The 22,788-nt window shown below is 38.0% G+C and carries 20 protein-coding genes; 4 read left to right on the top strand and 16 right to left on the bottom strand.

Annotation, left to right across the window (positions count from 1 at the left end; genetic code table 11):
* Genes pgi through rfbB form a run of 16 tightly spaced genes read right to left on the bottom strand, consistent with a single transcriptional unit; the run spans position 1 to position 17,194 of the window.
* Entirely contained in the window at positions 1–1,659 is a 1,659-nt protein-coding gene (gene pgi, locus NI469_RS04210; protein ID WP_222112384.1) for a glucose-6-phosphate isomerase, read from the bottom strand.
* Complete coding sequence (locus tag NI469_RS04215) at positions 1,659–2,915, bottom strand: nucleotide sugar dehydrogenase (RefSeq protein WP_064101686.1); 1,257 nt, start codon at positions 2,913–2,915, stop codon at positions 1,659–1,661. The genes pgi and NI469_RS04215 overlap by 1 nt, the downstream gene beginning before the upstream one ends.
* 12 nt (positions 2,916–2,927) lie before the next feature.
* Positions 2,928–3,803, bottom strand: a complete 876-nt coding sequence (galU, locus tag NI469_RS04220) for a UTP--glucose-1-phosphate uridylyltransferase GalU (protein WP_222112385.1) — start codon at positions 3,801–3,803, stop codon at positions 2,928–2,930.
* A gap of 12 nt (positions 3,804–3,815) precedes the next feature.
* Positions 3,816–5,690, bottom strand: coding sequence for a polysaccharide biosynthesis protein (locus tag NI469_RS04225; protein WP_253174471.1), 1,875 nt, complete (start codon positions 5,688–5,690; stop codon positions 3,816–3,818).
* A 42-nt stretch (positions 5,691–5,732) separates the two neighbouring features.
* Positions 5,733–6,263 carry an acetyltransferase gene (locus NI469_RS04230; protein ID WP_180181019.1) on the bottom strand — a complete coding sequence of 177 codons (531 nt, stop codon included), beginning with the start codon at positions 6,261–6,263 and terminating at the stop codon, positions 5,733–5,735.
* Positions 6,256–7,266, bottom strand: coding sequence for an MraY family glycosyltransferase (locus NI469_RS04235; RefSeq protein WP_253174472.1), 1,011 nt, complete (start codon positions 7,264–7,266; stop codon positions 6,256–6,258). Before NI469_RS04235 ends, NI469_RS04230 begins: the two co-directional genes overlap by 8 nt.
* 14 nt (positions 7,267–7,280) lie before the next feature.
* On the bottom strand, positions 7,281–8,222 hold the full coding sequence (locus NI469_RS04240) for an NAD-dependent epimerase/dehydratase family protein (RefSeq protein ID WP_253174473.1): 942 nt from the start codon (positions 8,220–8,222) through the stop codon (positions 7,281–7,283).
* A gap of 3 nt (positions 8,223–8,225) precedes the next feature.
* Positions 8,226–9,365: a glycosyltransferase family 4 protein gene (locus NI469_RS04245; protein WP_253174474.1), complete on the bottom strand. Its 1,140-nt coding sequence runs from the start codon at positions 9,363–9,365 to the stop codon at positions 8,226–8,228.
* A complete protein-coding gene (locus tag NI469_RS04250) occupies positions 9,352–10,416 on the bottom strand; it encodes a glycosyltransferase (RefSeq protein ID WP_253174475.1) in 1,065 nt (354 codons plus the stop codon). Before NI469_RS04250 ends, NI469_RS04245 begins: the two co-directional genes overlap by 14 nt.
* A 39-nt stretch (positions 10,417–10,455) precedes the next feature.
* On the bottom strand, positions 10,456–11,358 hold the full coding sequence (locus NI469_RS04255) for a glycosyltransferase family 2 protein (RefSeq protein WP_253174476.1): 903 nt from the start codon (positions 11,356–11,358) through the stop codon (positions 10,456–10,458).
* 7 nt (positions 11,359–11,365) lie between these two features.
* Positions 11,366–12,538 (bottom strand): O-antigen polymerase, encoded by a 1,173-nt coding sequence (locus NI469_RS04260; protein ID WP_253174477.1) that lies wholly within the window; start codon positions 12,536–12,538, stop codon positions 11,366–11,368.
* Between the two features lie 10 nt (positions 12,539–12,548).
* Positions 12,549–13,790, bottom strand: coding sequence for a flippase (locus tag NI469_RS04265; RefSeq protein ID WP_253174478.1), 1,242 nt, complete (start codon positions 13,788–13,790; stop codon positions 12,549–12,551).
* Complete coding sequence (rfbC, locus tag NI469_RS04270) at positions 13,787–14,359, bottom strand: dTDP-4-dehydrorhamnose 3,5-epimerase (RefSeq protein WP_253174479.1); 573 nt, start codon at positions 14,357–14,359, stop codon at positions 13,787–13,789. The genes NI469_RS04265 and rfbC overlap by 4 nt, the downstream gene beginning before the upstream one ends.
* Positions 14,356–15,240: a glucose-1-phosphate thymidylyltransferase RfbA gene (gene rfbA, locus NI469_RS04275; RefSeq protein ID WP_253174480.1), complete on the bottom strand. Its 885-nt coding sequence runs from the start codon at positions 15,238–15,240 to the stop codon at positions 14,356–14,358. The genes rfbC and rfbA overlap by 4 nt, the downstream gene beginning before the upstream one ends.
* Positions 15,237–16,130, bottom strand: a complete 894-nt coding sequence (rfbD, locus tag NI469_RS04280) for a dTDP-4-dehydrorhamnose reductase (RefSeq protein WP_253174481.1) — start codon at positions 16,128–16,130, stop codon at positions 15,237–15,239. The genes rfbA and rfbD overlap by 4 nt, the downstream gene beginning before the upstream one ends.
* A complete protein-coding gene (gene rfbB / locus NI469_RS04285; protein ID WP_253174482.1) occupies positions 16,130–17,194 on the bottom strand; it encodes a dTDP-glucose 4,6-dehydratase in 1,065 nt (354 codons plus the stop codon). Before rfbB ends, rfbD begins: the two co-directional genes overlap by 1 nt.
* Positions 17,195–17,454: 260 nt before the next feature.
* Here rfbB and NI469_RS04290 point away from each other — a divergent pair, with 260 nt between their 5' ends.
* The 4 genes from NI469_RS04290 (at position 17,455) to NI469_RS04305 (ending at position 22,783) form a co-directional block, all read left to right on the top strand.
* Entirely contained in the window at positions 17,455–18,549 is a 1,095-nt protein-coding gene (locus NI469_RS04290; protein ID WP_253174483.1) for a polysaccharide biosynthesis/export family protein, read from the top strand.
* A gap of 3 nt (positions 18,550–18,552) precedes the next feature.
* Positions 18,553–18,981, top strand: coding sequence for a low molecular weight protein-tyrosine-phosphatase (locus NI469_RS04295; RefSeq protein ID WP_180040393.1), 429 nt, complete (start codon positions 18,553–18,555; stop codon positions 18,979–18,981).
* Between the two features lie 20 nt (positions 18,982–19,001).
* Positions 19,002–21,200 (top strand): polysaccharide biosynthesis tyrosine autokinase, encoded by a 2,199-nt coding sequence (locus tag NI469_RS04300; protein ID WP_253174484.1) that lies wholly within the window; start codon positions 19,002–19,004, stop codon positions 21,198–21,200.
* 146 nt (positions 21,201–21,346) lie between these two features.
* Positions 21,347–22,783, top strand: coding sequence for a capsule assembly Wzi family protein (locus NI469_RS04305; RefSeq protein WP_222112401.1), 1,437 nt, complete (start codon positions 21,347–21,349; stop codon positions 22,781–22,783).
* Positions 22,784–22,788: the final 5 nt, after the last annotated feature.

The raw sequence follows: 22,788 nt of genomic DNA on the forward strand, positions 1-22,788 counted from the left end.
TTACTTTCCTAATAGAACTTTAATTAAACCTTGGGTTGAGCCATCTAGACCATCCAGATCGGTCTGTTCACCATTCAGGATAGGCAATAACTGGTTGGCAATTTCCTTGCCTTTTTCTACGCCCCACTGATCAAACGGATTGATATTCCACAGCACAGACTGGACAAATACCTTATGTTCATATAAAGCAATTAGCATGCCCAAGCTGTATGGATTGAGCTCCTGCAATAACAGGGTACTGCTCGGCTGATTGCCTTCATACTGTTTATAGGCCGGCAAGCTCGCCAATTCAGCCTGATCTAGGGCTTCATTACCAAAAGCCAGTAAGCGCGATTGCGCCAGACAGTTGGATAAGGCCAAATGATGTTGTTCTACCAATGCTTCGGCACTGTCTGCATAAGTATATTGCTGGCTGTTATAACGCTCTACCGGCGCAATAAAATCACAGCTAACTGACTGCGTACCCTGATGCAATAACTGATAGAAGGCATGCTGGGCATTCGGTCCTACTTCTCCCCAGATGATCGGGCAGGTATCGAACTGGACTTTTTCGCCATTGCGCTGGATTGACTTACCATTTGATTCCATTTCCAGCTGTTGCAGATAGGAGGCAAAATATTTTAGCCGGCCGTCATAAGGCAGAATTGCATGGGTTTGAATATCCAGAAAATTGGTATTCCAGGCTCCCAACAATCCCATCAATACCGGAATATTGCGTTCAAAAGGCTGGTACTGGAAATGCTGATCCACTGCATAGGCACCCGCCAGCAGCTGCTTGAAGCCTTCAATCCCGATACTCAGGGCAATTGGCAGTCCGATACAGGACCAGAGTGAATAACGCCCGCCAACCCAGTCCCAAAGCAATAACTGGTTTTCCGGTGCAATACCCCACGCGGTCATTTTTTCCGGTTTGGTCGATACCCCAATAAAATGATGCTTAAGAATATAAGGATGCTGACCTAAAGCCTTTTCCAGCCATAAACGGACTGTTTGTGCATTGGTCAGAGTATCAATGGTGCCGAAGGATTTAGAAGAAATAATAAACAGTGTCGTTTCCGGACGCAGCTGATGCAACAGCTCGGACAGCTGACTGCCATCCATGGTCGAAACAAAATGTACGTTGAGTGGCTGGGCAGACTGGTATTTAAAATCAGATAAAGCATGCGTGACCATCAAGGGGCCAAGGTCTGATCCCCCTACCCCGATATTGACCACATCCTGAATGACTTCCCCGGTGGCACCGCGACGCTGTCCGGCATGAATTTGTTCCACCAGCGCATACATACGCTCCAGCTGGGCATGCACATCAGCTGCCAGATCAGCATGCTGTTGGTCATGTTCCGGCAGACGCAGTGCCCAGTGCATGGCAGCGCGCTGCTCGGTATAGTTGATTTCCTGATTGGAAAATAGGGAACCAATCCAGGATCTGAGGTTCTGTGCATCGGCCCATTCGATCAGGCCCTGCAGCACATTTTTATTGATTCTGTGTTTACTATAGTCAAACAGCAGTTGTTCAAACTGGATGGAATACTGGTTAAAGCGCTCTGGGTCAGCTGCAAACAGCTCCCGCAAATGCTCAGATTGAAGCTGTTCTTTGTTCGAGGCGAGTTTCTGACACACAGTTTCAGTGTCGAGATTTGGATTAAAATGGCTCAACATTAACGTCCTACCCCAATATAATTAAAACCACGTGTCTTGACATACGTCGGATCATACAGATTACGCCCATCCAGAATCAGGGGATGCTGCATCAGCTTGATCAGATACGGATAATCCGGACTGCCATATTGTTTCCAGGCCGTAATCAGACATAAGGCGTGCGCCCCTTCCACAGCCTGATACTGGTCTTTACACAGGATCAGGTCTTCCCGTGGCCCATAGACCTTTTCAATATTTGCGATTGCCTGAGGATCATGCAGCTTGACCGTCACGCCTTGCGCCCACAAAGCGGTCAGCATGGCATGTACCGGAGACTGCTGGATACTCGGCGTGTTTTCTTTAAAAGCAGCCCCCCAGATCGCAATGACCTTACCTTTTAAGTCTCCGCGGAAATAATTCCAGAGTTTACGGAACAGCAGTTCTTTTTGCTGTTCGTTGATGTCCCAGACCTGCTCCAACAGCTGGTTTTTTACCCCTGAATCTGCCACTGCATGTGTCAAAGTGCGGATATCATGGGAGAAATTCTCTCCACCAAAACCAACGCCGGGGAACAGATAGGCAGAACCAATCCGGTTATCCGCAGCCATGCCTTGCCGTACCTGTTCAATATCAATGCCAAGCTTTTCTGCCACACTGGCCAGATCATTCATATAACTGATCCGGGTGGCCAGCATGCCGGAAATACTCAGCTTGGTAAATTCGGCATCCAGAACCGGCATAAATAGATACTGCTGCGCGCGTGGAAAAAGAGGACGTAAGAGTTCTTTGATTTTAGGCTGAATATCTGCATGATCACAACCCACAATCAGCTGGGTGGCCTGAGTAAAGCTACGCAGTGCATTGCCTTCCTGAATAATATCTGGCAGATAAATCCAGTCATCATTCGGCAGCAACTGCTGAAAGCGCTGGGTGCCATGCAAGCCAAAGGTCGAAGCATTAATCATCAGTTTGGGATGGGCAAAACAGGCATGCCGGATGGTGTCCAGCATCTGAAATGCCTGCTGTTCTTCAGTCGCATTAAAACTAAAGAAAAAAACATCCTGATTAAAATCCAGATGCTGAAAATCGCAACAGTTTAAAAAGCCAGATTTTTCCTGTTTTTGCAGTAATTGTTGTAGAGATTCATCCTGGAAATAGGGCCGGGCCGACTCATCTGCATTGAAGCTATTACACCAGACCACCTGGTGACCACACTCAGATAAAAGAGCCGACATGACTCCGGAAAATAAGGTTTTTCCCAATACTGCGACTTTCATAATATTCCTTTCTTATAAAGCAAGTTCCTGAATCAATGCTTTAAACTCGCTACCGAGTTTAGGATGATCAATACCATAATGTAAAACAGCCTTTAAATAACCTAACTTGCTGCCACAGTCGAAGGTCTGACCTTTCATGCGATAGGCTTCTACGGCTTCGGTTTGCTGCAGCATGGCGATGGCATCTGTGAGCTGGATTTCATTACCTGCCCCGCGTGGGGTCTGTTCCAAAAGCTGCATGATTTTTGCCGGCAGAATATAACGTCCGACCACAGACAGATTTGAAGGTGCAGTTCCGACGGCCGGTTTTTCGACGATCCCTTGCATGACGATACTTTCCCCTTCCTCAGGCGAGGCGGCAACATCCACAATGCCATACTGGTCGACCAGATGTTCAGGTACCGCTTCCACCATGATTTGTGAAGCCTGAGACTGAACATAACGCTGAATCATGCGTGCTAGATCATTTTCCGGATCTTGATCCTTGACCAGTACATCCGGCAACAATACCGCAAAATCATCATCGCCAATCACTGCTTTGGCACACAATACTGCATGGCCCAGGCCCAGAGGCTGTGGCTGACGGACACTAATCACACTCACGCCCGCAGGCAGAATTTCAGTAATTTCTTTAAGCAAGTCGGTTTTGTTTTTTTGCTCAAGCGTGGTTTCAAGCTCAAAGTTACGGTCAAAATAATTTTCAATCGATGCCTTGGAAGAATGGGTCACCAGAATAATCTGCTCAATCCCGGCAGCAACTGCTTCACGCACCACATATTCAATCGCAGGGCGATCCACGACAGTCACCATCTCTTTAGGAATGGATTTGCTGGCAGGTAAGAAACGCGTACCTAGACCCGCCACAGGAAGAATTGCTTTCTTGATCATATCTATAAAAACCTAATTCACTTTAATTTCATTACCGCGTACATAACCGTCGACATAATGTTCTAATTGTGCCAGTGCCCATTCAATATCGGACTGAGTCGCGCTAAGTTCATGCATACGGTTAAATACTGCCAGAATTTCTGCCAATGGATAATGTTTCTCGACAGATCGTAGAATACGCGTATGCGCGGTAATTTCTGTATTTTCTTCGTCAATCAGCAGTTCTTCATAAAGTTTTTCGCCTGGACGTAGCCCAGTATATTGAATTTCAATATCACCATTCGGGTCTTTATTATCTCTGACTTTGAGTCCGCTAAGGGCAATCATTTGACGAGCCAGATCCTGAATCCGTACTGGCTCGCCCATATCCAGCAGGAACACGTCGCCTCCTGTACCTAAAGCACCGGCCTGAATCACCAGCTGCGAGGCTTCCGGAATGGTCATAAAGAACCGGGTCACTTCTGGATCAGTCACGGTAATTGGCCCGCCCTTGGCAATTTGCTGTTTAAACAGCGGCACGACCGAGCCCGAAGAACCGAGTACATTGCCAAAGCGCACAATACTGATCTGGGTCTGGTTCTGGGCTTCTGCCATGGCCTGACAATACAGCTCTGCCATACGCTTAGTCGCTCCCATCACATTGGTGGGACGTACGGCCTTATCGGTTGAAATTAACACAAAGGTTTCGACGCCTTTTTTTACTGCTGCATTCACACTAAAGGCGGTTCCGACGGCATTGTTTTTCAACCCTGCCAGAGGATTACACTCCACCAGCGGCACATGCTTATACGCAGCAGCATGATAAACAGTCTGTACACCATATTGTTCAATCACCCGTTCTAACTTACGCTCATCGAGAACTGAACCTAAAATTGGAATAATTTCACAGTTTGCTGTAAGACGTAATTCTTTATCGATATGATATAAAGCAAATTCTGTTAGCTCATAAATAATAATCTTGACAGGCTGATTTTTAATAATTTGGCGACATAGTTCTGAACCAATCGAGCCACCCGCACCTGTGACCATGACTACTTTATTGTTAATATTTTTAGCCAAAAGCGCTGGAACTGGCGGTACAGGATCACGCCCCAGTAAATCAATAATATCCACTTCCTGAATATCAGAAATTCGAATTTCACCATTGACCAGTTTAGTTAAACCTGGAATTTCGGTAATTTTAAGGTGGGCTGGTTCTAAAAACTTAACAATCTCACTTTTACGGATTCTTCCCACTGACGGTAAGGCAATTAAGATTTCATCAATACGTAATTTAACCAAACACTTTAAAGCTCTATGTGGTGAATATACTTGAACCCCCCCAATATTCTGGCCTCTTAAAGACGGGTTATCATCAATAAATATAATCGGCAAATGCTCATGGGAGCGATTTAAAGTCGCTGCAACCTGTTGGCCTGCATAACCAGCCCCATAAATAGCAATCCGTTTTTTAGGCACATTAGCCTGTAAGTAGGATCTCACCACAAAGCGAATAACGCCACGACTGAACCAAACCCAGGCAAACATCATAAAGCCAAACATTAATGGAATTGAGGTCGGAACAAACGCATGCGTACTATAAGCTAACAAGTACAAACCAATCACGCTTAATATGGTTGCTAGACCTAATTTGGCAATAAAAAATTCATTAAAGGTACGAACAATAAAACGGTATACACCACAAAGAAACAGCGCAAAGACTGCAATAGCACTGACCCAAACTGACCCAAAGGGAATATTAGGTACAACTTCTGCACCGAGATCAAACTGTCGAATGGCATAACAAAGCCAGATTAGAACAGGGAAAATACAAAAGTCTAAAATGACTAAAAACGCGAGTTTTGCTGAACGTGGAGATTCAACCAGAGGAATTACAAGAGATTTCATATATTTTTCAGCACGTCATATCTTAATTTAAAGAAGTTGTTATTAAGACTTATGTTCTATGATACTTCCCACTTCCAAGAAAGAAAATGTAGGGATAATATTATTACTTGCAACTTTCACCCCAATACTTAAGTGTACAAATTGTTCAACCACCACATCATGGTCCAATAATGTACCCATATTTAAAATAGCACCATCTTGGATAATCGTATTCGTTCCAATAACACACCCAGCCATAATACTTACCCCCTGCCCTATTTTCGCACTAGGAGCAATGACAGTTTGTGGATGTATAATAGTCGTAATGGGTATAGATAAATCAAGCAATAATTGTTGCCATTTTTGTCGTATTTGGTTATTTCCAACTGCTATAATGGCTTCAAAACTATGCAAATTGATTGCTTCTAAAGATTGAATATTTGCAATAATTGTATAGCGACCAACCTGTTGTTGCTCAGGCCATCGATCATCAACAAATGAAATACTCTTCCATTTACCTAGCAGTTCAGCAACTTCAGCAATTGATTGACCAAAACCTCCTGCCCCGAGAATGAGTAATTTTTTCTCAGGCATCAGGTGTTCCCGCTCTTAATTTAATAGCAATCAATATTAAAGGTAAATAAGCAATCAACACTGCCATTTCAGGATATGCCCATAATTGTGTGGTTGTGATATAGGCGATTGGAAAGAGCCACAATAAATTAACAGCTGCTACAGCCAAAGTCACAGGAGTATGACTTCTCCATTTACGCGATAAAATCTGATAGCTATGGCTTCGATGTGCATCATACATTTTATAGCCGCTCAACACACGTTTTATGAGGGTATAGGTTGCATCGACCACAAATACACCTAGACAAATGATCCACGCACAAAACAGTGCCAAATTTTCTTTGAGGGCAATGAGCGCCAAAATACCCAAAGTAAGGCCGAGAAATCCGCTACAGGCATCGCCCATAAAAATTTTAGCCTTGGGAAAGTTCCACAGTAAAAAGCCAAATACACAGGCTGCCAATAACCAGAGTATGTCTACGTTTAATGTTGTATTCAGTACATAATACAAAATGGCCATACTAACGACAGTGGTGATGGCTTCGACACTGGCAATGCCGTTAATGCCATCCATAAAGTTGTATAGATTGAGCAACCACACCAAAAATAATACTGCAATAATATTGGCGATAAAGCCAAGTTGCAGACCATTAAAAGCTGTAACTTCGCTAAAGCCACCCAAGCTCATCACCACGCCAATGGCCACCAAGAAATGTACAGCCAAGCGCAACATAGAATTGATGTGCCCATGGTCATCTAAAAAACCAAGTAAAGCGATGACAAAACCCGCTGCTATCAGGGTTAAACCAATATGTACGGTCAATTGTTGGCTGTATATCAGCACAGCCAGCGCCAACAAGTAGCTACCCACCACCGCAACCCCGCCACCTCGGGGCGTAGGCACACTGTGGGAGCTACGCTCATTGGGATTATCTATGATATTTTTCTTGAGGGCGTAGGCGCGCATAAAATAGGTCATCGCAAACGCAAGTAAAAAGAAAATAAAAAGGGATAGCATGGACATATTTGTGACTAGGCTCAGTTTTGATGCGCTGTGTTAAACATTTTTTCTAGGCTTGTATCGACATTATATGGTGCAGTCCAACCTAAAAGTTGTGTATTTTTAGTGGAATCTACCACCAGTTCTGAACATAGACGTGAAGCCACTGCTTTTTTCCCCACCAAGCTTGCCATAAAACTGATCAAGCTTTTTGGTACAGGTAGCATTAGCAATTGGTTATTTTGGTATTTTGCTAATTTTTCAAATAATTGTTTGACTGAAATGTCATCCTGATCACTGGCTAAAAATACTTCACGGTTCGCATTTGGATGAGTCATACAAGTATGAATCAGGTCAGCTAAGTTATAAACACTCACCATACTACGTTTATTGTCTAAGCAACCAATCGGTAAAGGGATTTTTTTACTTGCCAAGTTCACCATACTTTTAAAGTTAGCTTTTACATTCGGTCCATAAATAAGGACGGGACGAATAATAACCACTTCTAAACCTGAACGTTGAGAGAGCGCAAGTAAGGCTTGTTCTGCTTCATATTTAGATAGGCCATACGGGTCATTTGTGTGGACATCATCATTGGGGTGAAAGGCTTGTGTCGTAGTTTGTTCGCCATTGACTTTAATGCTGCTTAAGTAAATAAAGCGTTTGACGCCACTTTGTACTGCTTTTTGTGCAAGGTTTAAAGTGCCTTGCACATTGGTTTGACGATATGCTTCCAGTGGTGATACGGCAGTTTCATGCATGACATGCGCACGACCTGCACAGTGAATAACAACCTCAACTTGATTCAGATCAATGTTGTCTAAATTGTCGTTTAGGTCAAAATTGATATTGTTAATATTTGGATGATCAAATGTTTGGGCTTTACGTGTATGCGCTAAAACTGAATCGCCTTTTTCAGCCAAGAATTGTGATAAGTATTGACCGAGGAAACCGTTACTGCCTGTGAGCAAGACCTTCATATTTTAAATTCCCAATATTTCTAATAAGCGCCGGTTCACTTTTTTTGCATCAAATTTTTCAATTGCAATTTTATGACTTTGATCACCCATCATACGAACTTGCTCTGGGTGCTCAATGAAATAAGTCATTTTTTCTGCCAATGCTTGTGGGTTCCATTTGGGCACTAAAAAACCATTTACACCGTCTATGACCGTATCTCGACAACCAGGGACATCTGTTGTAATGACTGGACGTCCTATTGCCATTGCTTCTTGTGTGCTTCTTGGGACGCCTTCGCGATATGATGGCAGCACAAACACATGAGACTGTTTAATCCACTCAGCAATATTCTCAACATGACCAGGATAATCAATTACGTTTTGGTCAATATACTGAGTCAATTCACCTTGTGTTAAAGCACCTAAATTTGCTTCATCAATTCCACCTAGTACAGTGAATGTTGTTTGAGGAAATTTCTCTTTTACAATCTGAGCAGCAGCAATAAAATCATGTATTCCTTTTTCTTTTAGAAGCCGGCCAATGAACAAAAATTGTATTGGTAAATCTTTTGTTGCAGGTGAATATTTATACTGATTTAAATCTAGACCGATACCACCTAAAATATATGTTTCTTTGACTTCTATATCATTATTTATGAGCAGGTCTGTTTTATCGTCATGATTGAGTAGAATTAACTGATCTAACTTTGGTAGCGCAAGTTTATATAAAAAAATTTGAATTGCTTTAATGAGTTTAATTTTTGAGCTTAAACCATTCGGTTGATCTGTAAATGTGTAGCCTAATCCTTCAAGCATACCTATAATTTTTGGAACTTTGGCAATTTTTGCAGCGAGCGTACCAAATATGACAGGTTTAGTAAAATATGAAAAAACTAAGTCTGGCTTTAATTGTTTGATTTGTTGTGCCAACTTAAAAGTTGCCAGCATATCTGCTAAAGGGTTTAAACCACCTCGATTAAGCTGGTAAGAGATAGGAATCGCGCCTAACTTACTAATTTTTTCTAGTTCTAATGCATCATTGTCCGTAGTAAATGCATAAACAGTAATATTTTTTAAGTTTAAGTTCTTTATAAGCTCTGCCCTAAAACCGTAAAAACATGCAGCAGTAGTGCCAATCATTACGATCTTTTTAATTTTGTTCATACAATTTTAACCAATTTTGAACAGACTTTTCTAAAGAAAATAATTCTTCCACACGTTGTCGTGCTTTTAAGTTATTTTCTTGTATCTCTAAAGGTGTTTTGCTTACTGCTTGTTTTATTGCTTCGGCTAAAGCTTCACTATTTTGAGGAGGGACTAAAATTCCTGTATCTCCCATAATTTCAGCACTGCCACCGCAGTCAGTAGCTATTACAAATGTTCCACAAGCCATTGCCTCAATTACAACCGTAGGAAGACCTTCATGTCTAGATGAGAGTACAAAGTAATCCGCTTTATTTAATAAATTTGGTATATCCGATCGTTTACCTAATAAAACAACACAATCTGAAATTCCCAAGTCTACTATTAATTGCTCAAGTTGAGGACGCAACTCGCCATCACCAGCAATATAGAATTTTACCTCTTTATTAATTGTATTTTTTAAAATAGAAATAGCTTGAAATAAATTTGGATAATCCTTCTGCTTATTAAAACGCCCTACAGATAAAAAACTCAATTCATTTGAGTTTTTATCCTTATTAAAAAAGTTAAACTTATTTAAATCTATACCATTATAAACTGTAATTAAATTATTTTTATTAAATGCTCCTTTTGAAATAAGGGATTCAGATGCCTCTTGGCTGACATTTGTATTAAGGTTAGATAAAAAATTAGTCAACTTATACGCGAGCATTCTCACTCGCCCACCTTCATTTGAATTATGCGCAGTACAAATAAGTCTTATATATTTAAAACTTAAATGATTAAGTCTTGCAAATATATTCGCATGAATCATATGAGAATGAACAACATCTGGAGAAAAATCTCTAATAATTTTTTTGTACTTCCTTGAAGCACTAAAAACATTACTTGCAGAGTTTAAGTGTAATGGCAATAACTCAATCCTAGGAGAAATGGGCTTTACTAAAACACTACCTGTTAGGTAAACTATTTTAACATCATGACCTTTTAAAATCATTTGATCTGCTAAGTCACAAACAACCTTTTCGGCACCGCCCAATCCTAAACCGGTGATTATATATAGAATTTTCATTAAATATTATGCCTAATTCAAATTGATTCAGGAATTCAATTATACATTAAATAAACTCTGAAATAAGGTTTTACCCAATAGTTTAAATTTGCTCCCCCCAAAGGTTAAAGGAGAAGAAATAACATGTATTAATCTTAAAAACTTACTACCAATATTACAATAACTTAAATATGATTGAAAAACATTTTTAGCAGAATCACTCATATCATCCTTATAAATAGTATAAAAATCAAGTTTAGCTTTATAATGTTGTTTTGAAACCACATAACCAACATTATTAAACAACCCATCCACTGGTTTTTTCTTATAACTTTTAACACCAGTAACAGCTTGCTGATGTTGGCGATATAGCATCAATTTTTCAGGAATAAATTTTACTTTTCCAAAAGTATGCGCTATTAAAGAAACTAAATCATCATGATGATATATATAGCCATTATAAGAACAAGCAAGCTCAATAAGTTTTTTATTCATTATAATAGAACAACCTTGATAGCCACCATTATAGAAAATAAAATCTTTTAAACTTTGTGCATGTTTAATTGCAATACTATCTTGGTTAATACAACCATTTCCCTCAGTCCATGAATAACCATCACAATAGACCATTACAGGCATATCAAGACAATCATTTTCCACTATTGCATTTAAAAGTTTTTCTACTTTTTTTTCTAACCAAACATCATCCTGATCACAAAAAATTGCATAATCAGATGTAGAATAGCTTAAAGTATGTAAAAAATTTTTCCCAACCTTTAAGCCTTTCAAACCATCATCAATTAAAACTATACGATTATCTATAGTGATGTATTTTCTTATAATTTCTATAGTTCTATCAGTTGAACCATCATCATGTACGTATAATGTCCAATTTTTATGTGATTGCTGCATTAAAGAAAGTATCTGATTTTCTATATACTTTTCACCATTGTAAGTAGCCATAATTATATCAACGCTTAACAACACTACTTCTCCACAAAACTATTGAAAAAAATATTAAATATATGTTTAAAGCCATATTAGTTAACAAGGTTTCTGCAAAAAAAGAAAGAATCAAACTTGCACTCAACAAGGAGTATAAAATCAAATATAATCCTTGCTCTCTTACAGCCTTAAAATACAATATTGCATAGAATAAACTATAAAATAATGACCCATAAAATATACCTATAGTACCAAAATCTTGATAGAATGGCTGCATAACTGTATAGACGTTTACTGGAGATGGTATATACACATATTCTAAAATTGTTTTGGTAGCTTCGTATTCACTTAAACCCAGACTATATTTTACAGCATAAAAAAATCTGAAAGTATACTCTCCATTAAAATTATTATTTTCCGATAACTCTCCAAAAGCGATAAGTGGTGAATAAACGTAAATTCCTATCATTTCTAATAGTGGAATAGAACTTTCACCCTTTGCTACTCTAATACTATGCAATAAAAATGATAAAAATAAAAATAAAAATAAAAATAAAAATACCTTATAAATTTTAATTTTTCTTTTAAACCCTGAATATTTAACGACCAAATATATTATCAATGTCGTTAATATCGCCAACTTACCAACAGTAGCCACTATAAACAAAATCTGCCAAAAAAAAGTAATCTTACTCAAAACTTTAGTATTATTACTCAGTAGAGAAATAGCAAATAGTGGAGTCATTAATAAATAAAAATATGGTGCGAATACATATCGTACACCTTCATACTCTTCTACAAACAAAGAAAGCCTAAGATTCAAAAAGAAATTATATGGCCCCCCCATCCCGACATAAAAAATCTCACCTATAAGTATCACACATGCAAATATAGAGAGAATAATATAAGTTTTTTTATATTTTAGTTCATACTTATAATCTATTTTTTTCATTTTTATTTGAGAAAAATACATTAATAAAAATGAAAAAGTTAGCACACAAAACCAAATCATAAAACAATAAAATATATGATCAGTTAATGGATAAAACTGATTCCCTACAAGTAAACCAATAAAAAAAACAAAAAACCAAGATACAACATGCAATGATAAAGGAGAAAAATAATCGACTTTTCCGCTAGTCAATATAAAAAATAAGAAAAAGAAAGTTATAAAAAAACCTAAGTAGATATATTCCATATTAACTTACTCAACTTTCCTTTAAGATATTTTTTTGATCAAGAAAAATTAACAACCCCATATCTACAAACATACGGATTGTCCATGCCCAAGCTGCACCAAGCAAACCATAATATTGAATTAGATATAATAATAAAAGTACGTATGGTACCACTTCGAATAGATGGAGCATTGCTGTAATTCTAGAGCCACCCTGTGCTTGTATACTAGTAAAAGGTACTTGAGCAATTGAATTAAAAATTAATCCTAAAATTAAAACTTGAAAAATAATAGTTGATTTTAATGCAAACTGACTACCTAGCCAAAGATCCAAAATATTTTCAGCAAAATATGCTGTAATAATACCAAACGGCACTATAGATAAAAAAACTAATAGATATGATATTTTTTTGATTTGCTTATTGTCTGCCTCTTTATCAGACAACATAGGAAAAATAGTCCGTGCAATTGCACTCGGGAAAATTCCAATTCTTGAAATAGCTTCTGAAGGTCCTGTATAAAAACCTACCACATTACTACCTACTTTATTAGCCAATATAAACCGATCAAAATAAGACATAATTGGACTAATAATATTACTTACCGCAATCCAACCACCGAAATTTATTAATCTTTTAAAAGTATCTTTATGAAATTTTAGTTTAACTATGTATTCTTTACAAAACCATAATACTAAAAGTATAGATATTACTCTTGATATTAATAACCCTATAACAGCAGATAATAAACTTGAGTCCAGCATCAAACCTATAGCTGGTAATAGAACCACTAGGGTGCTAGAAATAGTTTTAAAAATATTAAGTTTTAAGAACTCTTCCCTTCCCTCTAACAAAGAACACCAAATTTGAGTTAATAAAAATAAAGGAATTGATAAAGATAATAGCATTAAAGAGTACTTAAAATTTTCAACCGCATAAGAGCTTACTTTTAATAGCTCTGATATAATGCTACTAAATACTATAATTAACACACCAGCTGCAACTCCAAGAATTAATACTAACAATGCCGATGTTGAAATAATTTTTAAGACTTCTTCTTCATTATTTTTAAAGATCGCTATCTCTCTAATGACTGAGCGAGTAATACCAACATCAAAAATACTCGCATAACCCACTAAAGCTAGAATAATAGTAAATAGCCCAAACTCTTCAATCCCAAGCTCACGAGCCATATACCCTAAGATAGGAATTGAAAGTATGCCTGGTATTACATAACCTGCTATATTAAAAAAACTATTTTTTGCTATCTTCATTTTAAGTTGCAAGCACTAATATTTGAAAATTTTGTTGCTTTTAAATCCTTCTCACTCACCACTACCTCATCTACCTGATTTAAAGGCCACTCAATTGCAAGCATCGGATCATTCCAAATAATTGCTCCTTCGCTTTCTTTATTATAATAATTGGTAGTCTTATAAAGAAACTGAGTGTTATGTTCTAATGCTATAAAGCCATGCGCAAAGCCTTCAGGAATCCAGAACATAGTTTTATTTTCTGCACTCAACTCTATACCAACCCATTCCCCATAAGTTTCAGACTCAGGACGAATATCGACAGCCACATCCCAAACTTTACCCTGAACGACACGAACCAATTTACCTTGTGCATAAGGTTCACGTTGAAAGTGTAGACCTCTCAACACCCCTTTCTGTGAACAGGAGTGATTATCCTGCACAAATGTTGGAATAGGTAAATTTAAAGCTTTTAATGCGGCCTCAAAACTTTGTTGATTAAAGCTTTCCATAAACCAACCACGTTCATCCCCAAAAACTTGTGGATGAAGTATTAATAAACCGTCGAGTTTTGTTTTTTCCACTCTCATTTTACTTCATCCAATAATTTTAATAAGTATTGACCGTAATCTGTTTTCTTAAGAGCTTCAGCACTTTCTTTAAGTTTTTCTTTGGAAATCCAGCCTTGTTGGAAACTAATCTCTTCTAAGCATGCAACTTTTAAAGATTGGCGTTTTTCAATGGTATACACAAACTGCCCCGCTTCCAATAAAGACTCGTGAGTTCCTGTATCTAGCCATGCAAAACCACGCCCAAGCAATTCAACATTGAGTGAGCCATCTTTCAAATAGGCATTATTAATATCTGTGATTTCTAACTCACCACGTGCAGATGGCTTTACCTGTTTAGAAAATTCAACAACCCGATTATCATAGAAATATAAACCAGTGACGGCATAAGGTGATTTTGGTTTGATTGGCTTCTCTTCAATGCTCAGCACTTTGCCTGTTGAGTCAAACTCTACTACACCAAAACGCTCTGGATCAGTCACATGATAACCAAAAACTGTTGCACCTTTTTCAATGTTATTGGCTGCCTTTAATTGCTTACTAAAATTTTGACCATAATAAATATTGTCGCCCAAGATTAAGCAAACGTGATCATTTCCTATAAATTCTTCACCAAGAATAAACGCTTGCGCAAGTCCATCTGGTGAAGGCTGTTCTTTGTAGCTTATTTGGATACCAAATTGTGACCCGTCGCCAAGCAACTTTTCAAAGTTAGGTAAATCTTCAGGCGTCGAAATAATTAAAATCTCACGAATACCTGTCAACATCAATACTGATAATGGATAATAAATCATGGGCTTATCATAAATTGGTAAAAGCTGCTTAGATACACCTTTAGTAATCGGATGTAAGCGTGTGCCTGAACCACCTGCCAATATAATACCTTTACGCTTTATGCTCATTTATGAAATACCTCAATTACTGTTCTTTGCACATGCGCTTTCCAATCTGGCAAATAGATTTGAAAAGCATGTTGAATTTTTTGATTATTTAATCGTGAATTATGTGGACGTTTAGCTGGTGTCGGATATGCTGCTGTTGGAATCGGATTAACTTGTTGAATGGCTAAATTCACACCTAAGTTTTTTGCTTGCTCAAATATATAGTTTGCATACTCAAACCACGATGTTTCCCCACTAGCAACCAAATGGTAAATACCAATTTTAGTTTGATCTCGCAATGTCTGCACAATCGCATGAGCACTTACATCGGCAATTAGCTCAGCTGACGTTGGAGCACCAATTTGATCATCAATAATAGATAGTTCTTCACGCTGCTGAGATAAAGCAAGCATTGTTTTTAAAAAGTTTTTACCTTTTTGTGCAAAAACCCATGATGTTCGAAATATCAAGTAATTGCACTGAGCATTTTGAATAGCCTGCTCCCCTAATGCCTTAGTTTGACCATATACATTCAAGGGTTTCAGTGCATCTGTTTCATTAAATACTGATGCACCTTCACCATCAAAAACATAATCTGTCGAATAATGCACTAAAAGTGCCTTAATTTGAGCACAAGCCTCAGCTATCGTCCCTACAGCCACATGATTAATGAGATTAGCCATATCTTGTTCTGTTTCAGCCAAATCTACAGCAGTATAAGCACTTGCATTCACAACAACATTTGGCGCTATATCTACAATAGTTTGATAAATTTGATCTGGCTTACTTAAATCACCACACCATTGATTTAAACCATTTCGATCAAGTGAAATCACCTCACCCAATGGCGCAAGGGAACGCTGAAGCTCCCAACCAACTTGTCCATTTTTTCCAAGCAATAAGATTTTCATTACTTAGCCTTGTATTGTTTTTCTAACCAAGATTGGTATTCCCCACTTTGAATATGAGCAACCCACTCCTGATTATTTAAATACCACTCTACCGTTTTACGGATTCCCGTTTCAAAAGTTTCTGCAGGCGTCCAACCTAATTCATTTTGAATTTTTGTGGCATCAATTGCATAGCGTAAGTCATGCCCAGGGCGGTCTTTAACAAATGTAATCAATGATTCATACGCCTGACCATTTGCCTGTGGTTTTAACTCATCCAAAATTTTACAAATGGTTTTGACCACTTCTATATTCTGCTTTTCATTATGACCACCAATATTGTAGGTTTCACCCACTACACCTTCGGTCACCACTTTATATAAAGCACGTGCATGATCTTCTACAAATAACCAATCCCGAATTTGCTGACCATTACCATATACAGGTAAAGGTTTAGCATCTAGTGCGTTTAGAATCACCAATGGAATTAATTTTTCAGGAAAGTGATATGGGCCGTAATTATTTGAGCAGTTGGTGACTATAACAGGTAGGCCATAGGTTCTGTGCCAAGCACGTACCAAATGGTCTGAACTTGCTTTAGAGGCAGAATATGGAGAGCTTGGCGCGTATGAAGTTGTTTCGGTAAAAAGATCAGTTGTACCTTCTAAGTCGCCATAAACTTCATCAGTTGAAATATGATGAAAACGAAAGTTTTGTTGAGCTTCGGCGTCAAGCTTCATCCAATACTTTCGAGCGGCTTCTAATAAAGTATAAGTTCCTACAATATTGGTTTGAATAAATGCGGCAGGACCATCAATTGAGCGGTCTACATGTGACTCTGCAGCCAAGTGCATAATTGCATTCGGTTGAAAAGCATCTATTGCAGCTGTAATTTGTTCTGTATCACAAATATCAATTTGTTTGAACTGATAGCTCGGATGCTGATCAATTTCTCTTAACGATTCTAAATTTCCTGCATAAGTCAATTTATCAATATTAAAAACTTGATTATTAGTGTTTTGAATAATATGACGGATGACTGCTGAACCAATAAAACCGGCGCCACCAGTGACAAGAATTTTCATTTATATGACCTTAAATTTCTTTTTAAGAATTTTACCAACAGGAGTATAAAATTTTGCAGCTATTGTAGACATAAATTAAAAAAAAGATATTAATACAGTATTAAATTTTAACCAATCATCAAAAAAATAAAAAAATAAATATAAAAATCAAATAACTAAATTAAAAATGTAAATTAAAAATGTTTTGAAGATATTCAATAATTAGATTTTGCACTACAATCCTTTCTTAATAACGATGTATTAAAATTAAGGGCTTGAATGTGAAGTATCAACGCACATCCATTTTATTCACTATTTCAATATTATTTTCTGGTTGTACGCTTACTTCCGGTTTGCAAACCTATGATTTGCCTCCTCAAGGTAATTACAGAACCGATCAAGGCGCAGAGCTTTCAGTCATACAAATTACGCAAGACAATATTCCTCGTATCGAACTCAATAACTCTCAGAATTCCAATACTATTTTTCACTTATTTAACAAGCATCAACAAGTCTATAAATTAAGTCCAGGTGATGTTCTCTCAATCCAACTTTGGGCCTATCCGGAAATTACCCCCCCTATTCAGGATATTTCAAATGTAAAAGCTGCAGGTTATCCCATAGACTCTAGTGGCAACATACAATTACCTTTAGTGGGACAGGTACGGGTAGCCGGGAAAACACTGGCTGAAACCAATCGTTTTTTACGCAGTCAATTTGCACGCTATTTGAAACATCCGGATGTAGTAGTTCGAGTATTGTCTTATGAAGGTCGTCGCTATTTTGTCAATGGACAAGTCATGCGTAGTGGCCAATATACGCTAAATGATCAGCCCATTAGCATCTATACAGCACTCGGACAGGCAGGTGGTATTAATACTGAAACAGGTGACAATACCAACATTCAATTGATCCGGGAGGGTCAAACTTTTGACCTCGATGTACTACAACTAGAGAAACAAGGCCTATCTTTACATCATTTACTGATTCAGCCGAATGATACTATTTTTGTGAATACCAAACAGAATCAAAAACTTTATGTTATGGGTGAGTCAAGTAAAAGCCAAGCCCTGGCTTTACGTGAACAAGGTATGACCTTAAGTGATGTTTTGGGTGAAAGTGAAGGGATTAATCCTTACTCCGCAAGTGCGGCTAAAATTTATGTAATGCGCACCGATTTAGCCACCAAGCAGTCCACTGTGTATCACTTGAATTTAAGCAGTTTTGGTAATTTGGGCTTAGCCAATCAATTCGAAATGAAAAAAAATGACATCGTTTATATTGATGCGACTGGATTAACGCGCTGGCAACGTATTGTTAACCAGATTATTCCGTTCTCTAGTGCACTCTATAGCTTTGACCAACTGGGTAAATAAAATATGCAAATTCGGAATATTTTAGTCGTCTGTGTGGGAAATATTTGTCGTAGTCCAATGGGTGAGTTTTTTCTCAAGAAAAGTCATCCTAACTTACATATTGAGTCTGCTGGTCTTTCTGCCATGGTAGGCCATAGTGCTGATGATAAGGCCATTGCAAGTATGGCAAGAAAATCAATTGATATGAGCTCACATGTCGCAAAACAAATTGATGCCAACTTAATCAAAACTGCAGATTTAATTTTAGTAATGAGTTCAAATCAACAAAAACATATAGAAAAGACTTGGCCATTTGCTAAAGGTAAAGTATTTCGTTTAGGACATTGGCAAGATCAAAATGTTCCTGATCCTTATAAGCTCGATCAAGCATTTTTTGAAGAAACATGTAATAACATCGAATCTTATGTTTCGGATTGGCAATCACATATTTAATTTTATCTAGTAGTTTATCCATGAATCAAAATTCAAGTACTAATGACGATACCATTGACTTAAAAGAATTATTTTTTTCGTTAATTGCACAATGGAAAGTGATCGCGCTTTGTATCATACTGAGCTTAACCTTCGCATTACTTTATTTACGTGTTACTCCCTCAATTTATTCTGCTGATGCAATGGTTCTGGTAGAGGATAATAAAGGCGCTGGAGCTGCTGCCCTCTTGGGTGGGTTGAGTGATGCTATTCCAGGGGGAATGGGGGGGAAATCTCCCGCAGATGCTGAGATTGAAATATTAAACTCACGCATGATTTTGGGACAAACTATTCAAAATTTGCACCTTGATATTCAAATTAAAGACAATAGTGATACTTTATTTAATCGTCTGATTAAAAATGACAAAGCTGAAGTTCTTTATAAAAAAGATAGTGTGGTTTTCCAAAAAGAAAATCAAGCCTTCTTAATCAAAACATTAAAAATTCCAAATTACTATCTAGATAAAAAATTAGAGTTAAAATTCACGGATAACAACCAGTTTACTTTCTCTTATAAAGATGAAGTGATATTTAAAGGTCAATTGAATTCGAGCAATCAAGCCATAGATTCTAAGGGCCTTTGGGAAGTGGCAATATTTAGCAAATCTCCGTTTAAAGAAACATTTACTATTACTAAACTTGCACTACCTACAGCAATGCAGTTCTTAAAAAATGACTATGGTGTAGCAGAGAGAGGGAAAAACTCCGGTGTTATTGGTCTAAATTATAATGGCAATGATAAGGAACATATTACTCAAGTTCTGAATAATATTTTATCCGTCTATCAAATACAAAATATTCAACGCAAGTCTTTAGAATCTAAACAAACTTTAAATTTTCTAGACAAACAGCTGCCGGAACTTAAACAGCAACTTGAGGAATCAGAAATCAAGTTCAACCGTTTCCGTGAGCAATACAATACTATCGATGTGACTCAAGAAGCCGAGTTAATGTTAAAGCAAAATGTTGAACTGGAAAAGATGAAAATCCAATTACAACAACAGCAAGCGGAACTTTCTTCAAAATATACCCCTGATCACCCTCTAATGTCAGCCATTAATGCTCAACTTGCTGAAATTAGTCAGAAAACATCAGAAATGACACAGTCTATTAAGCGTTTACCAGAAACACAACGATTATATTTACAGCTATATCGAGATGTAAAAGTAAATACTGAACTGTATACCGCACTCTTAAATAGCTATCAGCAATTGAAAATTGCAGAGGCTGGTGAAATTGGTAATGTCAGAGTTATTGACCAAGCCGTTGAACCCGTTAAGCCAATTAAACCCAAGTCATTAATTACAATAATTTTATCAATTTTTGTCGGTGGTTTTATTGGAGTATTGATTGCACTATTACGAAATATGATGCGTTCAGGCATTAAAGACGCAGCGCAAATTGAAAATGAGCTTGATCTGCCAGTCTATGCCACTGTACCGCGCTCTGTTATTCAAGAAAGTCGTATTAACCTATTAAAGAAGAAAAAGAATATTCCTATTCTTGCGGTTAAAGATAGCAGTGATATCGCGATTGAAAGCCTCCGTAGCATGCGAACAGCAATTCATTTTGCCTTAATGAATGCGACCAATAATGTGATTGCAATTTCTGGCCCTGCACCTGAAGTTGGAAAATCATTCATTACCACTAACCTTGCTACTATTTTAGCGCAAGGAGGAAAACGGGTTCTGGTCATTGATGGTGATCTACGTCGTGGCTATTTACATAAGTACTTTAATGCCGAAGTGCAACCAGGTTTAGCAGAATTATTGAATCACCAAAATAGCTATGAAGAGGTGGTACAAAATTCAACTGTAGATAACCTGTTTTTTGTGACACGTGGTAAGAGTCCGGTTAACCCGTCTGAACTATTAAGTACAGATCAATTCAAAACTTTCCTAGATCAGGCATCTGCTCATTTCGATCATGTACTGATTGATACGCCACCTGTGCTTGCGGTGACCGATGGCATCATTATTGCGCAATATGCAGGCGTGAATTTATTGATTGCCCGTCATGCTAAAACGCAAATTAAAGAACTTGAAATTACTGTTAATCGTTTTGAACAGGCCAATGTCAAAGTCAATGGCGTGATTCTAAATGATGTACAACAAGGGGCAGCAGGTAGCTATGGTTATAATTATGCCTATGCTTATACCGCAAATAAAGACAATGACTAATTCATTGTAAACTTTGATATCACACCTTGCTAGAGGCAGGGTGTGATAGTTCTCTCTATCACGTTTATTCCACATGTTCATTGTTGAAAAAATCAACTAAAAACCCTATCTTGGTTACAGTTTAAAACTCCTGAGAATATACAAAAATGTTACCTAAAACACTGCTCGCCAGCTTGGCATTAAGCTCCTCACTAACCTTTGCTCAAGGCATCGTTTTAAATGACCAAAACCTGCGCACCGATTTAAACTGGTTAAATCAGCAAGGTGTGATTCAAGTTAGCACTTCGACCTGGCCAATGAGTGGTGATGAAATCCAACGCGCCCTTTCTCAGGCCCAAGTCAGCAATAATAATCAGCAAAGAGTCATTGATTCAGTCATGGCTCATTTGAATACCAACAACCAGTTACTTAAAGCATCACTATTTGCAGAGACAGATCAAAAAAATATTCCTCAAGTCTTTGGCGACCAGCAAAAAGCGCAATACCAAGCGGGTATAGAGTTAAATACAGGCAATCAAAATTGGGATGCCAGACTTCGTATCAATGCAGAAAAAGATCCCCAGATTGATAATGATCAAGATGTGAATGTTGAAGGGTCTTACCTCGCAGGTAAGTTATGGAATCAATGGCTGATTGCTGGACAAATTCCGACCTACTGGGGACCTGGTCATGATGGCAGCTTAATTCGGGGTGATGCCAGTCGTCCTGTGTATGGTGTGACCATGCAGCGTGCCGAACAGCATGCTTTTGCAAGCAAATGGCTATCTTGGATTGGACCTTGGCAATATCAAGCCTTTGCCGGACAACTGGATGACTACGATGCTGTACCTGATGCCAAACTGATTGGCTTACGTATCACCGCACAACCTTTACCATATTTGGAGCTGGGTGCATCGCGTGCTATGCAATGGGGTGGTGGTGACCGTTCAGAAAGTCTGTCTACACTCTGGAATGCTATAAAAGGCAATGATAACTTTGATAACAGTGATGATGATAAGTCTAACCAAATTGCCGGTTTTGATGCACGGTTAAGCTTACAATCACTGGTGCAAGTACCAATGGATATCTATGCGCAATATATCGGTGAAGACGAAGCAGGTGGCTTACCGGCCAAAAAAATGTATTTGGCTGGAGTCGATTATTCTTCTAGTTATAATAATATGCCTTTCCAGCTGTATACTGAATGGACAGATACCCGTAGTAATGGTAGTGCTGATGGTATTTCATATAACCACCATGTTTATACCGATGGTTTTTATCAGCATGGTTACCCATTAGCACATGCGATGGGTGGTGATGGTCAAATGGTTTCTGTGGGTGGTGATATTCGTTTCGATCGCCTCAATCGTGTTAATGCTCGAGTGCTATTTGCCAAGTTGAATGAGTCCAACCGAACTACTAATTTAGCTTTTCCAGCGCAGGATGAATTAAAAGCTGTTGATGTGAGCTGGACCCATTATTTACGCCCAGATATTCCACTGAAACTAAATGGCTGGATCAGTGATTCAGACTTACGTGGTAATGATGGTGGTGCATCGATTGGAATTGAATTTCCTTTAGAAAAAAGCTTGTTTTCTTACTAAGCTCT

It is taken from the genome of Acinetobacter lwoffii (genome assembly GCF_024129735.1).
GTDB classification, from domain to species: domain Bacteria; phylum Pseudomonadota; class Gammaproteobacteria; order Pseudomonadales; family Moraxellaceae; genus Acinetobacter; species Acinetobacter lwoffii_H.